Below are 16,455 nucleotides of genomic sequence, written 5' to 3'. Positions count from 1 at the left end.
GAGTCGGTGGGTGTCGAGCATGCGACAATTCCTGTTCCCCCGCTGCCCAGCCGCCTCCGTGCGGCTGTCCGCCGTCCTGATGTCTTCACCCGCTTCCTCGCTGCCCACCTCCTCCAGCCGCATCGCCGCCGGCGGCATCGCCCTGGCCGCGGTCGGCGCCATTGCCGCCTCGGGCAAGGCGGTGATCGTCAAGCTGGCCTACCGGCACGGCGTGGATGCCACCACGCTGCTGGCGCTGCGGATGTTGATGGCCTTCCCGCTGTTCGCATTGCTGGCGGTCTGGTCTGCGCGGCTCGCGCCGGCCTTGTCATGGGGCGACCGCGGGCGAGTGGTGTGGCTGGGCTTCACCGGCTATTACCTGTCCAGCCTGCTCGATTTCCAGGGCCTGCAATACATCAGCGTGACCCTGGAGCGGTTGATCCTCTACCTCAACCCGACCCTGGTGCTGCTGATCAGTCTGGTGCTGCTGAAAAAGCGCCCCGGGCGCTGGCAACTGGCCGCGCTGGGCCTGAGCTACCTGGGCGTGCTGCTGGCCTTCGGCCACGACCTGCAGCTGGAAGGCGGAAGCATCGTGCTGGGCAGCGCGCTGGTGCTGGGCAGTGCGCTGAGCTATGCGCTGTATCTGTTCGGCAGTGGCCAGGTGGTGGCGCGGATCGGTGCGATCCGGCTGACCGCCTATGCCAGCTGCGTGGCCTGCGTGCTGTGCGTGCTGCACTTCGCGCTGCTGCACCCGCTGGTTGCATTGGCCCAGGCGCCGCCGCCGGTGTACTGGCTGTCGCTGCTCAATGCCACGCTGTGCACGGTGCTGCCGGTTCTGGCGATCATGCTGGCGGTCAAGCGGATCGGCTCGTCGTTGGCCGCGCAGGTGGGTATGCTCGGTCCGGTATCCACCATCGTGATGAGTCTATGGCTGCTCGACGAACCCATGGGGCCCTGGCAGATACTGGGGACGGCGCTGGTGCTGGTCGGCGTGCTGCTGGTCAGCCGCGTGCGCGGGTGACCGCGGCCGCTGGCGAAGACGCCGCCGCGCAGGCGCGCGAGCGCATCCTGGCGGTGATCCGGGCGATTCCGCGCGGGCAGGTGATGGGCTATGGCCAGGTGGCGGCCAAGGCCGGCCTGCCGGGCCGGGCGCGGTTGACCGCGCGCGTGCTGGGCATGAACGAGGATCCGGACCTGCCCTGGCACCGGGTGCTGCGCTCGGATGGTCGCATCGCCATGCCGGAGGGCTCGCGCGGCTGGCGCGAGCAGAACCACCGGCTGCGCGCCGAAGGCGTGGCGATCGAGCGTGGGCGGGTCAAGCAGATGCCGCGCAGCGGCGGCGACGACCTGGATGCGGCGCTATGGGGCCCAGGCTGACCCGGCGCATCGCCCCGCGCGGGTGAATGCGACATGCGCGGCGGCCGCCAAGCCCGGGCACTGCCGCTATGATGGGCACGGTTCCAAAGGATGCCTCCATGTTTCCGCGACTGCCCACCGTCACCAAGGCACTGTTGATCGCCAACATCGTGCTGTTCCTGCTGCAGCAGCCGTTCCTGCTCGGCAACGGCACCTTTGAGCCGTTCATGCTGCAACCGTTGCGCGGCGGCTTCGATCCGTTCTCGCCCGGCGGCAACTTCCAGCCCTGGCAGCTGCTGACCTACGGCTTCCTGCATGGCGGTTTCGGCCATCTGTTCTTCAACATGCTGGCGCTGTTCATGTTTGGCGCGCCGCTGGAGCAGACCTGGGGCGAGAAGCGTTTCCTGATCTATTACCTGGTGTGCGTGGCCGGTGCGGGCGTGTGCCAGTTGCTGGTGGGCGCGATGATGACCGACCCGGCCACCGTGCTGGGCGCCTCCGGTGGCGTGTTCGGCCTGCTGTTGGCCTACGGCATGTTGTTCCCCAACCAGCGGGTGATGCTGTTGTTCCCGCCGATTCCGATGAAGGCGCGCACCTTCGTGATCGTGTTCGGTGCGATGGAGCTGGTGCTGGGCGCCACCGGTTGGCAGCCGGGCGTGGCGCATTTCGCGCACCTGGGCGGAATGCTGTTCGGCTGGCTGCTGATCCGCTACTGGCGCGGCCAACCGCCGTTCAACAAACGACCGCCCGGTGGCCCGCGGCCGAACCACCTGCGCCGGGTGAAATAGACCGGCGCAACACTCGCAGGGACGCTGCATCGTGAAAGTACTGATCCTCGGTGGCTATGGGGTATTCGGCGGGCGCCTGGCGCGGCTGCTGTCCGACCTGGCCGGCCTTGAACTGCTGATCTGCGGCCGCAACCTGGAGGCGGCCAGCGCGTTCTGCGCCAGCTACCACGGCCAGCCCGTGCTGCGCCCGCTGAAGGTGGACCGCCGGCACATCGATACGGTGTTGCTGGCCGAACAACCGGACCTGGTGGTGGATGCGTCCGGGCCCTTCCAGGACTATGGCGACCAGCCCTACGGGGTGGTCCAGGCCTGCATCGCGGCGCGGATTCCCTATCTGGATTTTGCCGACGCGGCCGATTTCGTGTTCGGGGTGGCGCAGTTCGATGCGCAGGCCAGGGCGGCGGGCATCTACGTGCTGTCCGGGGTCAGCAGCTTCCCGGTACTGACCGCGGCGGTGCTGCGGCAGATGGCCGGCAGCATGGACATCGTCAGCGTGGACGGCGGGATTGCGCCGTCGCCGTATGCCGGGATCGGGCTCAACGTGATGCGGGCGGTGGTCGGCTATGCCGGCGCGCCGGTGAAGCTGACCCGCAACGGGCAGGCGGCATACGGCTGCGGCCTGGCCGAAAGCCGGCGCTTCACCATTGCCGTGCCCGGCAAGCTGCCGTTGCGCAACCTGCATTTCTCCCTGGTCGACGTGCCCGACCTGCAGGTGATCCCGCCCGAACACCCGACCCTGATCGATATCTGGATCGGTGCCGGCCCTGTACCGGAACTGCTGCACCGCATCTTGAACCTGCTGGCCGGGGCCAGGGCACGTTTCGGCCTGCCGTCGCTGCTGCCGTTGGCGCGGTTGTTCTACATGGTGCTGAACCTGATGAAGTTCGGCGAGCACCGCGGTGGCATGTTCGTGCGCGCCAGCGGGCTGCGCGACGGGGTGGTGGTCGAACAGACATGGCACCTGCTCGCCGAGGGTGATGACGGCCCGTATATTCCGTCGATGGCGATCGAGGCGGTGATCCGCAAGCTGCTGGCCGGTGAGCGGCCTGCCGCAGGCGCGCGCCCGGCCACCCATGCGCTGGAGCTGTCGGACTACCAGCGGCTGTTCGAAGGCCGCTCGATCCACTGCGGATTCCGCCACGAGCAGCCCGGCGCAAGCCTGTACCAGCAGTTGCTGGGCAGTGCCTATGGCGCGCTGCCGGCACCGGTGCAGGCGTTGCACGCAGCTACGCATGCCCACGCCTGGAGCGGGCTGGCCGAGGTGCGCCGTGGCCGCGGATTGCTGGCGCGGCTGGTCGGGCGCGTGATCGGCTTCCCGCCGGCCGGTACCGACGTGCCGGTCAGGGTGGGCTTCACCCCCGAGCGCGGTGGCGAACGCTGGACCCGCGATTTCGCCGGCCGCCGCTTCTCCTCGTGGCAGCGGCGCGGGCAGGGCAGGAACGCGTGGCTGCTGGTGGAGCGGTTCGGCATCGTGGATGTGGCGTTGGCACTGGTGCTGGAGGACGACCGCCTGCACCTGGTGGCGCGCCGCTGGTCGTGCCTGGGCATCCCGCTGCCGAAGGCGCTGCTGCCTGGCGGGCGCACCTTTGAAACCGGACGCGATGGCCGTTTCATCTTCGACGTGGAGATCGCCGCGCCGCTGGTCGGCCTGATTGCCGCCTACCGCGGCACGCTGCAGGCCGATCCCGGGTAGGTACCCACCGTTGGTGGGTACGAATGCGTTGGGCCCGCGAGGCAAGTACCCACCAACGGTGGGTACCTACGCCGCCAATGAAAAGGGCGCCCGGAGGGCGCCCTTTTCATTGCATCAACGCGGTCGACTCAGCGCCAGACCTTGATCTGCTCGCTGTCCACCCGCTGCATCGGCTGGCCCGGCTTGCAGTTGAAGGTGGCGCCGAAGGCCGGCAGGTTGGACAGCGCGCCGTTGGTGCGCCAGCGGCCCGGGGCGAGGACGTCGGAGGTCAGCCGCTGGGCGGCTTCGTTGGGCGAGAGCTGCTGCGCCCACAGGTTGGCCCAGGCGCGGAAGAAGCCCTGCTGGGCGGCCGGCTTGGCGCTGGGTTCGGAGACCTTGTACGCCTCCCAGGCCAGTTCCAGCCCGGCCAGGTCGGCCAGGTTCTCTTCGCGGGTCAGCTCGCCGTTGACCTTGGCGCCCTTGATGCCGGGGAAATCGTAGCCGCTGTACTGCTTGGCCACGCTGGTGCCGAGCAGGGTCCAGGCGGTCTTGTCGGCCGGGGTCCACCAGCTGCGCAGTTCGCCCTTGGCATCCACCAGTGCGCCCTTGGCGTCGATGGCGCGGGTCAGTTCGTGGGCGACCAGCGCGCCGAAACTGCCGTACCTGTCGGCGGCATCGGCCTTGGCGTTGAACACCGGGCCCTGCAGCACCGCGGCGGTGACGATCAGGCGGTTCTGGGCGATGTCGTAGGCCAGCGCCGGCTGCTGCGGCAGCACGTCCCAGCGACGGTCGGCGTTGCCCTTGCCGATCCGCTTCATTTCTTCGCGGTGGCGCCAGGTCGAGGCGATCAGCATGTTGCCGCCGAAGCTGCCACGGCCCATCGGCTGCACGCTGTAGTCCAGGTCGCGCAGCGGGGTGCCGATCTCGATTTTCAGCGCGGCCAGCTTGGCCTGCGCCTCGGTCTTGGCGTCGGCGCTCAGCCAGGTGCTGCGCTTGACCGCATCGATCTGTACTTCGCGGATCTTGTCGACGATGACCGCGGCCTGGCGGCGGTCATCGGCCGACAGGTACCGGCTGGCGTATTCGCGGCCGAGCATCGGGCCGGCGGCGACGTTGATCGCATCCAGGGTCTGCTCCCAACGCGCCGGGGCGATGGTCTCGCCACGGATCACGCGGCCACGGAACTCGAATTCGGCATCGCGGTAGGCCTTGGACAGGTACGGCGCCATCGCATCGCCGACCCGCCAGCGCAGGTAGGCCTTCCACTGGTCCGGCTTGATCCGGCCGACCATGCCGTCGAGCTGCTTGAACAGGGCAGGGTCGGACAGCGAGACCAGGTCGTCGTTGACGCCCTGCGCCTTCAGGAACGCATCCAGCTGCAGGTTGCGGTAGCGGCTGTTGAGGTCCTTGGTGGAGATCGGGGCGTAGTTGTTGAACGGGTTGTTGATCCCGGCCAGCGACTGCGCGTTGCGCGCCAGTTCGGTTTCCAGCGCGATCACCGCCTGCGATTCGGCGTCCAGCTTGGCCGCCGGGGTGCCGGTCAGCGCCAGGATCTGCTTGACGTAGTTGCGATAGCGGCCCATCAGCGCGACGGTGTCGGCGTCGGTGCGGGTGTAGAAGGCCGGGTCCGGCAGGCCCATGCCGCCCTGCATGAAGTAGCCGATGTGGCGGTCCAGCGCCTTGAGGTCGACATCGGGGCCGAAATTGAAGGCCACCGGGATACCGACCTGGTGCAGCGCGGCGATCGAGGCCGGTACGTCCTTGGCCTTCTTGATGGCGTTGATGCGGTTCAGCAGCGGGGCGATCGGGTTGGACCCATCGGCTTCCACCGCGGCCTCGTCCAGCCCGCTGGCCCAGAAGTCGCCGAGCAGCTTCTGCACGTTGCCCTGCGGGGTCTTCATCGACGCATCCAGCAGCTCGCGCTGCTGCTGGCGGGTCCGTTCGGCCAGCTGCCCCAGCGCGGTGGTGGCGCCGGTCTGCGGAACCGGATTGGCCTTCAGCCAGGCCGCATTGTTGGCATCGTAGAAGTCGCTGCACTGCGCGTTGACGGCCGGCGCACGGGCGGCCTTCTTCTTGGCGGCATGCGCATCGTGGGCGATGACCAGGGAGGCCAGGCCCAGGCCCAGGGCAATGGCGAGCGGACGGAAGTTGGGCATGTAAAACAAATCCATCGAGGATTGAAGATCGCGCGAGTGTACCAAGCTGCAGGGCAAGGCGGCATGCAGGTGCCCGGGGCGATCGGTGGGTACCTGCGGGGGCGGCACCGTTACCTGCGTGGATGGGCTGTCAGGGTGGGGGAAGCACCGGAAAAAGACCCCGCCGAGGCGGGGCTGGAGAAAAGCAGCTGCCGGGCGTGGATGGGCCCGGCTCAGAACACGTAGCGTGCGCTCAACCGGACCTGTCGCGGCGAGTCGTAGTTGAGTTCCTGGTTGTAGCGCCGGTCCGGGGTTACCCGGTCCTGGGAATAGCCGCTGTAGTACGAACCGGCGACCTGGCGGTTGAGCACGTTCAGCACATCGGCCTGCAGGATGAGCCTGCTGGACGCCCAGAGCGGCGTGTAGGCCACCGAGAGGTTCAGTTGGAACTTCCACGGAGCGGTGCCGTTGCTGCCGCGCGCTGCGAAGCGATAGTCGTCCGACGGCGGCACATAGCCGTCCTTGTCCGGGTCGGTACCACTGCCGGCCAGGCCGCAGAAGTAGTAGAAGGCACCGTTGTACAGTCCCTTGTCGGCGGTCGGGTAGTCGCTTGTGCATGAGCGTGGCCGGCCGGACGCGATGATCAGCGATCCCCCCACGCGCCACTCCGGGCTGAGCCGGTAGGAGCCGAAGGCCTTGATCTGGTGGGCACGATGGTTGGGCAGCGGGCCGTTGGCGCCGTACATCAGCTGCGGCAGGTCCCAGTCCTGGGTGGCCGACACATCCGACTGCCCACCGCCGCCGCTGTCGAGGTCCGAGGCCAGCTGTCCCTCGGTGTTGCCGTAGCTGCGCGAAACGGTGTAGTCGACCCGGGCATAGAAGTCGGTGTTGAACGCCCGTTCCAGGAACAGGTCGATGGCGTAGTAGCGCCGCTTGAGCTTGGGCAGGCCGAGTTCCTTGGCCGAGTAATAGTGCTTTTCGAAGCTGCCGTCCGGTTGTTCTTCCCAGAACGTGTTGCCGCGGCCCGGATTGAAGATGAAGCAGCCGCCTCCCAGCGCCGGCGCGCAGGTGTCATCGATGGCGTTCTTGAGATCGCGGTAGGTGACCTTGGCTCCCCACGTGTAGTGCTCGCCGAGCGTTTTGTGCATGCCGACGATGAATTCGTCCTGATAGTGCGGCTTCAGGTCGACCGCCGCGACCGTGCGCGGGTCGGGCGCATCGCCGCATTCCAGGTTGGCCGAGATGACGGTGGGTTGGCCGGGGCAGGTGTAGCCGACGTTGGGATCGACCGGGATGTTGACCAGCCCTTTCGGCGTGCCGTTCTTGTCGACGCCGGTATAGGTGAAGTACTCCGAGGAGATGCGTGAACCGGACGCGGCGCGCACCGCCACGTTGTTGGGCAGTGCCAGATGGTAGCGACCGGCATTGGCGTACAGCTTCAGCGATGCGTCGCCATGTACATCCCAGACTGCGCCCAATCGCGGCGCCCACTGGTTGGACTGCTTCACATACACCTTGCCGTCGCCGGTGTAGTTGGTGAAGGATTCATTGCGCAGGCCAAGCGACAGCAGTACCTTGTCCGCGACCTGCCAGCGGTCCTCGATGAACTGTGCGCTCTGTTCGGTGCGGACCTTGGCGATCTGGGTGTTGTACTGCTTGCGCACGTAATAGCCTTCACTGCCGAGTCCGCCGGCCGAGCCCGGTGCGCCGACGCCATGCGATGCGTCGATGGCGGCGTTGGGATCATTGGTGCGGCTGTAGACCCAGGCGAAACCGCCGCCGTACTCGCTGCCGGTGAAGGACTCCGCGTTGTGGGTGTCCATGCCGACGCGCAGGTCATGTCGGCCGATGCGGTAGCCCATATCCAGGCGCCACCCGCGGGTCTTGTCGTAGGCGCCGGGAACCGCGACGCCGGCGGCGGTCCAGCAGCCGACGTAGTTTTCCCTGGGAATGTCTGGATGCTGCGATGACGCCGACGAGGAGGTGCGCGGGCAGGACGGGTCATAGCCCCAGGGGGAGCTGGAATGCTCGATCTTCTGGGTACCCAGCAGTGCCGATACGGTCAGGTTGTCGGTCAGGTAGCCGGTGTACTTGCCAATGTAGAGCCGGGATTTCTTCTGGTCGTGGGCGCCTGCATTCTGCTCGGTACCGCGGCTGAAGTTCTCGTAATCAAAGGTGTAGCCGGCGCTGTCGAAGGTGGTGACATCGGAGACGCCGGTGAACTCCAGCAGGTGGTTGTCGGTGATGTTCCAATCGAGCTTGGCGGCCCAGCGCGGGTATGCATAGGAATATTGGCGCCAGGCATTGGGCGTGGTCGGGGCGGCCTGGCTGGTTGAGCCCACCGCGCTGCCCTCGCGCCGGGTCAGTTCGACATCGGCATAGACGAACAGGCGATCCTTGATGATCGGCCCACCGACATAGGCGCCGCTGGTCTGGGTCCAGCTCTGGTTCTGTCTGCGCCGCTGGTACAGCGTGCCATCGGTGCGCTTGGTGGGATCGGGATTGTCGGCGGTATAGAAACCGGTGTCCGGAAAAAAGCTGTCGCGGGGCTTGGATCGCAGCACTTCCGGGCTCCAGAACAGATATGCGCCGGCCTTCCATTGGTTGCTGCCCCGCTTGGTGACAATGTTGATCACCCCACCGGTGGAACGTCCGAATTCAGCACCATAGCCGCCGGTGAGGGTCTGTTGCTGGGAAATCGCATCGAAGGGCAGGGTGGTGAAACCGATCGAGCTCAACGGGTTGGTGACCGGGTAGCCGTTGATGTAATACGCATTCTCCGAGGATGCCGAACCGCCGAAGCTGGGGACGGTGTTGCCGTTGGCCGAGTAGCTGTCATTGGCGACCACGCTGGGCGCCAGCAGGGCCACGCTGGCCAGGTCACGACCGAGCGCAAGCTGGCTCAGTTGCTCGGCAGTGAACACGCTGCGGGTATCGGTCTGGGAGATGTCGATCGTCGGCACGGCGGTGGCAGTTACCTCGACGCGCTCCAGCTGGATAATGCCGCCGCCAGCAAACGAGGCTTCGGTGCCACTGGAAATAACCACCTCCACGCGCTCGTGCACGCCGAGCTCGACGCCGCCCTTTTGCATGCTGACCTGGTACGGCCCATTGGGAAGATCACCGATGCGGTAGCGCCCGTCGCGGCCTACGGTTACCGTCCGGGTCAAGCCGGAGTCCAGGTTCTGGATGGTGATGATGCTGCCGGCGTCGCTGTTGCCATAAATGGCGCCGGTAATGTTAGATTGCGCCTGCGCCGCGCCTGCCAGGATGATGGCCGTGGCGGCGGCCAACACGGCATGCCGGAATATCGTGGATCGCCTCATTAGCCCTTCCCCTTTGTGGAGTGAGCGGGCATACCCAGCGGCCCGCGCTGCTGGAAATAGCAAGGCATGTCGGCGCGGACAATAGTCAATCCATTGATTGATCGGGAAGTGCGACCAACTCGACGTTTATTTTTTTTCACCAGTCGAGATGGTGTTGTTTTCGTGCCGAATTCAGCCGGGATGGCGTCAGGGAATCGTCGTTGTCCGCAACGACGAAGGCCCGGGTTTCCCCGGGCCTTCGTGTACTGCTTACGGTAACGCCTGGCTTACCAGATCACCACCTGCTGGTCGCCGGCGCGGACCATCGGCGAGCCGGCCTTGCACTGGAAGGCGGCGGCGAAGGTCGGCAGGTTCGACGGCGCGCCCATCGCGCGGAACTGCGCCGGGGCGTGCGGATCGGTGGCCAGGCGGACCTTGGCGTTCTCCGGGGTGTACTTGGTGCGCCACACCGTGGCCCAGTTGAAGTAGAACCGCTGGTCGCGGGTGAAGCCGTCGATCTTCGGGTCTTCCTTGCCGGCCGAGGCCTTCTGCAGGGCGTCGTAGGCGGTGGCCACGCCGCCCAGGTCGGCGATGTTCTCGCCCAGGGTCAGCTTGCCGTTCACCGCCTGGCCGTCGACCTTGTAGCCGTCGAACTGCTTGATCAGCTTGCCGGTCAGGCCGCTGAAGTTCTTGGTGTCCGCCTCGCTCCACCAGTTCTCGAAATTGCCGGTGGGCCCGAAGCGGCTGCCCTGGTCGTCGTAACCATGGGTCATTTCATGGCCGATCACCGCACCGATGCCGCCGTAGTTCAGCGCGTCGTCGGCCTTGGGATCGAAGAACGGCGGCTGCAGGATGGCGGCCGGGAACACGATCTCGTTCTGCAGCGGGTTGTAGTAGGCATTGACCGTCTGCGGAGTCATGCCCCACTCGGTCTTGTCCACCGGCTTGCCGATCTTGGACAGGGCCCACTTGTAGTTGAATTCCTGGGCGGCACGCACGTTGCCCAGGTAGCTGTCGCGGCCGGTGCTCAGGCCGTTCCAGTCGCGCCACTTGTCCGGGTAGCCGATCTTGGGGGTGAAGGTTTCCCACTTGGCGATCGCCTTGGCCTTGGTCTCATCGCTCATCCAGGTCAGGCCCTGGATGCGCTCCTTGAGCGCGGCGGCCAGGTTCTTGACCAGTTCTTCCATCTTGGCCTTGGCTTCCGGGGAGAAGGCGACCTTCACGTACAGCTGGCCGAACGCATCGCCGGCATCGTTTTCGATGGTGCCCAGCACGCGCTTCCAGCGCGGCTTCTGCTCTTTCTGGCCGTTGAGGGTCTTGCCGTAGAAGTTGTAGTTCTCGTCCACGAACGCGTTGGCCAGGTACGGCGAGGCGCTGTCCACGGTGTGGAAGCGCAGGTAGGCGCGCCACACGGCCGGGTCGGTGTCGCCCAGCGCCTTGCTCACTTCCTGGTGGAAGGAGGGGATGGCCAGCGAGAACTTCTCCGGCGAGGCGATGCCCTGGGCCTTGAAGAATTCGGTCCAGCTGAAATTCGGGGTGAGCTTGTCGGCGTCGGCGACGCTGACCGGGTTGTAGTACAGCGACACATCGCGCGACAGCTCGACGCTGGACTTGGAGGCCTTGGCCAGGCGGGTTTCGAACGTGACCACATCGGCAGCCTGCTTGGCCGCATCGGCGGCGGCCACGCCGGACAGTTCCAGCACCTTGGCCACGTGCGCCTGGTAGGCCTTGAGCTTGTCGGCGTTCTTGGCGTCGGTGTAGTAGGTGGTATCGGGCAGGCCCAGGCCGCCCTGGCTGGCGTAGGCGATGTTCATGCTGGAATTCTTGAAGTCCGCTTCCGGACCGAAGCCGAACAGCACGTTCTCGCCCTTGGCAGCGGTGCTGCGCAGGTAGCCGGCGATGGCGTCCTTGCTCTGCAGGCCATCGATCGCGGCCAGGTCGGCCTTGATCGGCTCGATGCCCTGGGCGTTGATCTTGGCTTCGTCCATGCCGGTGGCCCAGAAGTCGCCGACGATCTTTTCGATGCCGTTGGGGTTCTTCACGGCGGCGACCTGCTCGGCGAGCTGGTGCTGCACGGCGACCGAACGCTCGTCCAGGATGGTGAAGGCGCCCCAGCTGGTGCGGTCGGCCGGAATTTCATTGGCGGCCAGCCACTTGCTGTTGACGTAGTCGCCGAACGCGCTGCAGGCGTCTACGCTGGTGTCCAGGTCGGAGGGATGGAAGGCGTTGTAGGCCGGCAGCTTGCTTTCGTCGAGCTTGTATTCGGTGGCCGCGGCGGTGGCGGCGGGGGCCGGAGCGGCGGCGTTGTCGGCAGCCGGGGCGTCTTTCTTGCCGCAGCCGACCAGGGCGGCCGAGACGGCCAGGGTCAGCAGGACAATCTTGGGAGTGCGAGCGATCACTAGTTTGGCCTCCAGGCCGATAGGTCATGCGTGGGCGGGCCCCAGCGGGGCCGTGGGCCAGACGATACGCCGCCGGGCCGGCCCGCAAGGGTGTCGAAGGTCATGCCCGTTGGCAAGCCTGCCCCGTCCAGCGCAGGAGCCCGGCCCGGGCAAGCCGGATGCACCGGAACGGCAAAGCGGCTGCGGCCGCGACAGCGGCCCCGCTGCCGGTGTATACCTTCGGCATGGCAACCCCCTCTGCACGCGTGTGGGACGCGGTGATCATCGGTGCCGGCCATAACGGGCTGGTCTGCGCCGCCTACCTGGCCCGCGCCGGCCGGCGCGTGCGGGTGCTGGAGCGGCGCGGGGTGGTGGGCGGGGCGGCAGTCACCGAACAATTCCATCCTGGGTTCCGCAATTCGGTGGCGTCCTATACGGTCTCGCTGCTGCAGCCCCAGGTGATCGACGACCTGGAGCTGGCCGCGCATGGCCTACGCGTGGTGCCGCGGCGGATCAACAATTTCCTGCCGCTGGACGGGGATTACCTGCTGGCGGGCGCCGGGCTGACCCGATCGGAGGTGGCGCGTTTCTCCGCGCGCGACGCCGAGCGCCTGCCGTTGTTCGAACAGCGCCTGGAAGCCTTTGCCGACGTACTGCGCGATTTGGCCCTGCAGGCGCCCCCGAACGTGGGTGAGGGCCATTGGCTGACCCAGCTGCCGGCGCTGTGGCAGGCCGGCCGGCTCGGCCGGCGCCTGCATGGCCTGGCGCCGGCGCTGCGCCAGGAGCTGCTGGACCTGTTCACCATTTCCGCGTCGGAATACCTGGACCGCTGGTTCGAGAGCGAGCCGGTCAAGGCGCTGTTCGGGTTCGACGGCATCGTGGGCAACTATGCCAGTCCCGATGCCCCCGGATCGGCCTACGTGCTGCTGCACCATGCCTTCGGCCAGAGCAACGGGGTGAAGGGCGCCTGGGGCCATGCGATCGGTGGCATGGGCGCGATCACCCAGGCGATGGCGCGTTCGGCCATTGCCGCCGGGGCGCAGATCGATGTCGATGCCGGCGTGCGCCGGGTGCTGGTCGAGCACGGCCGCGCCGTCGGTGTGGAAACGCTGCAGGGCGAGGTGATCCGTGCGCGCGCGGTGGTCGCCAACGTCAACCCCAAGCTGCTCTACGAACAGCTGTTCGCACCGGGGCAGGTGCCGGCCGCCACGCGCGAGCGCATGGCCAACTGGCGCTGCGCGTCGGGCACGTTCCGGATGAACGTGGCGCTGTCGGCGCTGCCGTCCTTCACGGTGTTGCCCGGGGCGGGGGACCATCTCACCGCGGGCATCATCATCGCGCCCACGCTGGCCTACATGGCGCGTGCCTACAGCGATGCGCGCGAGCATGGCTGGTCGCGCGCGCCGATCGTGGAAATGCTCATTCCCAGCACGCTGGACGACTCGCTGGCGCCGCCCGGGCAGCACGTGGCCAGCCTGTTCTGCCAGCACGTGGCGCCGGTGCTTTCTGGCGGGCGCAGCTGGGACGACCATCGCGACGAAGTGGCCGATCTGATGATCGCCACGGTGGACAGGCACGCACCGGGGTTTGCCGGGCTGGTGCTGGGCCGGCAGGTGCTCAGCCCGCTCGACCTGGAGCGCACCTTCGGCCTGATCGGCGGCGACATCTTCCACGGCGCGCTCAGCCTCAACCAGCTGTTCAGCGCCCGCCCGATGCTGGGCCAGGCCAACTACCGCGGGGCATTGCCGGGTCTGTACCTGTGCGGCGCCGGCACCCATCCCGGCGGCGGGGTGACCGGCGCGCCGGGGCATAACGCGGCCAAGGTGATCCTGGGCGGGTAGATCCGGGCCAAGCCCGGATAACGGTGCCGGGGCGGGCATGCCCCGGTGCACGGTCAGGGTTTGTCGGTGGCCGGTTCCAGCGTGGGCATCTCGGTACCTGCGTCCGGTTCGGGCAGGTTCGGTACCGGCGCCACCTCGGGAATGCGCGAGGCCTTGTCGAGCGGTTTGACCTGCTGCACGTTGCCGACATCGACGGTGGCGATGCGTGGTTTCATCCACACCGAGTCGTGCCAGGCCTGGTATTTGGCCGGGTTCCAATAGCGTTCGTCGTAGAACTTGGAACCGTCGATCTCTTCGGGGCCGGCCGGGCCCATCACCACAATGCGCAGGCTGCCCACCGCGCCGGTGCGGCTGCCGGTGGTGCCCTTGCGTTCGCGGCGCAGCACCGCGGCGATGCGCGGCTTGGCCGCCGCGTCGCCATAGCGGGCGTAGAGCGCCTGGCCTTCGGCGATGGCCCGCTCGCGCTGGGCCGGGTCCAGTTGGCTCCAGTAGCGTTCGCGCAGCTCGACGAAGCCTTCGTAGCCGCGTTCGGCGGCCAGGTCCATCCAGGCATAGGCCAGTGCGCGGTCCTGGGCGGTGCCGGTGCCGTTCCACAGCATTTCGGCCACCATCGCCTGCGAGGGCTTGTCGGCGTACTGGGACGCGTACTGGAAGAAGCGGAACGCGCCTTCGCGGTCGCCGGCCTTGTGTTTTTCCAGGCCGAGCAGGCGGAAGCGCAGGTCCGGATGACCGTTGAGGAAGCCGGCGCTCACCATCAGCCGGTCCTGGGTCGGGTCGGTCGGGCCGGGCGCTGCGGCGAGCGCGCCGGCGCCTGTGATCAGGCCAGCGAGCAGCGCGCTGGTTGCCATCCATTGCCGGTAATTCATTTGCAGGTTCCCGTCACGGTAGTGGTATCACCGGGGCAGGATATGCCCCGGTCTGCATCGCAGCGCAAGTCCGTCGCCGGGGAACCGTGCCGGTCCCGGCGAAGCCCGGCTCAGTCGCGGCCGGCCGGCGCGCTGCCGGCGCCGATGTGGCGGTCGAAGAACTTGAGCATTTCCGTGTACAGGTTGACCCGGGCTTCCTCGCCGTAGAACCCGTGCATCTCACCGCTCTGGATGATCATGCCCTCCGGCTTGTTGCCGGCGGCGATCAGCGCCTTGTTCATCATCTCGGTCTGTTCGGGAACGGCGCGCACGTCGCGGGCACCGGCGGCCAGATAGACCGGGATCTTCACTTCGGCCGCGCGCAGGGCCGGCGAGGCGCGGTTCCAGTCGGCGCGCTCGGTGCCGTGGGTGCGGCGCAGGTAGCGCAGGCCCGAGTCGCGCTGCGGGATGTCGCCCTTCTTGAACAGCAGGTCCACGTCGTACACGCCGACATAGCCGAACGCGCACTTGAACAGGCCCGGTTCGCGGATCGGCGCCATCAGCGCCGAATAGCCGCCGAAGCTGCCGCCGTAGATGCAGATGCGGTCGCGGTTGATGTAACCGTTGTCGATCGCCCAGTGGGTCGCTTCCAGGATGTCGTTCTGGATGCCCTGGTCCCACTGGCGGTGGCCGGCATCCTGGAAGGCCTTGCCGTAGCCGGCCGAGCCGCGGAAGTTGACCTGCAAGGTGGCATAGCCGCGGTTGGCGAACAGCTGCGCTTCAGGGTTGAAGCCCCAGTTGTCACGCGGGCCGATCGGGCCGCCGTGCGGGTTGACGATCAGTGGCAGGTTCTTGCCGTTGGAACCGTTGGGAAGGGTCAGGTAGCCGAACACCTTCTTGCCGTCACGGGTGGTGATGCTGAACGGCTTGATCGACGCCATGTTCTTCTTGTCGATCTGCGGCCGGCGCGACATTAGGAAACGGGCCTTGCCGTTGTCGCGGTCGTACAGGTACAGCTCGCCGGGATTGCTGTCGCTGTAGACGCTGACGATGATCTTGCGGCCGTCCTGGGTGTAGCTGGAAAAATCGACCATCTGCCCGTCGAAGGCGGCGGCCAGGGAGGCATACAGTTCGGCGTCGGGGTGGCTTTCATCGATCAGCTTGACCGCCGGCGCCGCCGCCTCGGTGACCACGCCGATCAGGGTGCTCTCGTCGGTGGACCAGATGTAGTTGGAGACTTCGGCGACCGGGTCCTGGAACAGGGACTTGAACGCACCGGTGGTGGTATCCAGGACGCCTACCGCGGCCGGGGCCTTCTCGTCGTTCTGGGTGGCGTAGACGGTGCCGTTGTTGGTGGTGGTGATCACGTCCAGGTGCCTGCCGTCGGCCTTGGAGGCATTGAGCAGGGTCCAGCCAGCGCCATCGCGGCGGTACAGCTCGCTGCGTTCCTCGTATTCGCCGTCCTCGTTCTTGCTCGAGCTGCACACCGCAAAACGCGGCTCCTTGGCCGCATCCAGCGCGATGCTGCAGTTTTCCTTGGGCGCGCGTCCCAGCGAGGTGCGGCGGCCGCTGATGGTGTCCATGCGCACCACTTCGGTGTTGCCGCCTTCGGAGGAGCGCGCCGAGACCGCCTGCATGATCACGTTCTGGTCGTCGTTCTTGAGCGTATCGAGCAGCGAGAAGCTTTCGCGGCCCACTTCCTTGCCACGCTGGGTGGCATCGCGGGTGCCGTAGAAGATCAGCGGACGCGCCTGGCTGCCGTCGGCGTTGACCGCATACCACTCGCCGGTGGACATCGGCGAGGCATAGCCGCCGAGCTTCTTGACCGCGTTGAACATCAGCCGGTTCGGGCTGGTCCAGTAGAACGAGCCGACGCTCTTCTTGTCCGGCAGCACATTGACCTTGATCGGCTTGAGGTCGCTGGTGCGGATCACGGTCAGCACGTCCTGGTCGCCCTGGTCGACGGTGATCGCCAGGTACTCGCCGGTGGGCGAGATCTTGACCGAGCTGTAGGCCGAATGGCCGACGAAATCCTTGACCGCTTGCTGGGGGGCGGCGGCGAGGGCGGGCGGAACAGCCGCCGACAGGACCATCGCCAGGAGGGGCAACATGCGCTTCATACGCATTCTCCGAATGAGTGAGTCAGATACAGGTAC

10 protein-coding genes are annotated in these 16,455 nt (G+C 67.0%); 5 read left to right on the top strand and 5 right to left on the bottom strand.

Features of this window, described 5'->3' with window-relative positions:
• Positions 1 to 79: 79 nt before the first annotated feature.
• The 4 genes from IC535_RS02855 (at position 80) to IC535_RS02840 (ending at position 3,816) form a co-directional block, all read left to right on the top strand.
• The gene (locus IC535_RS02855; protein WP_228884334.1) at positions 80 to 1,000 is read left to right on the top strand and encodes a DMT family transporter; all 921 of its coding nucleotides are present in this window, start codon (positions 80 to 82) and stop codon (positions 998 to 1,000) included.
• Positions 997 to 1,356, top strand: coding sequence for an MGMT family protein (locus tag IC535_RS02850; protein WP_228884335.1), 360 nt, complete (start codon positions 997 to 999; stop codon positions 1,354 to 1,356). Before IC535_RS02855 ends, IC535_RS02850 begins: the two co-directional genes overlap by 4 nt.
• A 98-nt stretch (positions 1,357 to 1,454) precedes the next feature.
• Positions 1,455 to 2,123, top strand: a complete 669-nt coding sequence (locus tag IC535_RS02845; RefSeq protein ID WP_228884336.1) for a rhomboid family intramembrane serine protease — start codon at positions 1,455 to 1,457, stop codon at positions 2,121 to 2,123.
• Between the two features lie 31 nt (positions 2,124 to 2,154).
• Positions 2,155 to 3,816: an SDR family oxidoreductase gene (locus IC535_RS02840; protein WP_228884337.1), complete on the top strand. Its 1,662-nt coding sequence runs from the start codon at positions 2,155 to 2,157 to the stop codon at positions 3,814 to 3,816.
• A 128-nt stretch (positions 3,817 to 3,944) separates the two neighbouring features.
• On the opposite strand, the gene IC535_RS02835 is transcribed toward IC535_RS02840, so the two are convergent.
• The 3 genes from IC535_RS02835 to IC535_RS02825 all read right to left on the bottom strand — a co-directional run bounded on the left by IC535_RS02835 (position 3,945) and on the right by IC535_RS02825 (position 11,631).
• A complete protein-coding gene (locus IC535_RS02835; protein ID WP_228884338.1) occupies positions 3,945 to 5,951 on the bottom strand; it encodes a M13 family metallopeptidase in 2,007 nt (668 codons plus the stop codon).
• A gap of 212 nt (positions 5,952 to 6,163) precedes the next feature.
• Positions 6,164 to 9,256 (bottom strand): TonB-dependent receptor, encoded by a 3,093-nt coding sequence (locus IC535_RS02830; protein ID WP_228884339.1) that lies wholly within the window; start codon positions 9,254 to 9,256, stop codon positions 6,164 to 6,166.
• 266 nt (positions 9,257 to 9,522) lie between these two features.
• Positions 9,523 to 11,631 (bottom strand): M13 family metallopeptidase, encoded by a 2,109-nt coding sequence (locus tag IC535_RS02825; protein WP_228884512.1) that lies wholly within the window; start codon positions 11,629 to 11,631, stop codon positions 9,523 to 9,525.
• Between the two features lie 227 nt (positions 11,632 to 11,858).
• On the opposite strand from IC535_RS02825, the gene IC535_RS02820 reads away from it, so the two are divergent.
• The gene (locus IC535_RS02820; RefSeq protein WP_228884340.1) at positions 11,859 to 13,454 is read left to right on the top strand and encodes a phytoene desaturase family protein; all 1,596 of its coding nucleotides are present in this window, start codon (positions 11,859 to 11,861) and stop codon (positions 13,452 to 13,454) included.
• A 53-nt stretch (positions 13,455 to 13,507) separates the two neighbouring features.
• On the opposite strand, the gene IC535_RS02815 is transcribed toward IC535_RS02820, so the two are convergent.
• Together IC535_RS02815 and IC535_RS02810 are read right to left on the bottom strand one after the other, a co-directional pair.
• Complete coding sequence (locus tag IC535_RS02815) at positions 13,508 to 14,320, bottom strand: hypothetical protein (RefSeq protein ID WP_228884341.1); 813 nt, start codon at positions 14,318 to 14,320, stop codon at positions 13,508 to 13,510.
• A 110-nt stretch (positions 14,321 to 14,430) separates the two neighbouring features.
• The gene (locus tag IC535_RS02810; protein WP_228884342.1) at positions 14,431 to 16,410 is read right to left on the bottom strand and encodes an alpha/beta hydrolase family protein; all 1,980 of its coding nucleotides are present in this window, start codon (positions 16,408 to 16,410) and stop codon (positions 14,431 to 14,433) included.
• Positions 16,411 to 16,455: the final 45 nt, after the last annotated feature.

This window comes from Stenotrophomonas rhizophila (assembly GCF_020857975.1).
In the GTDB taxonomy this organism is placed as follows: domain Bacteria; phylum Pseudomonadota; class Gammaproteobacteria; order Xanthomonadales; family Xanthomonadaceae; genus Stenotrophomonas; species Stenotrophomonas rhizophila_C.
Note: the sequence above shows the minus strand (reverse complement) of the source record. Positions and strands in the feature narration are given on the sequence as shown.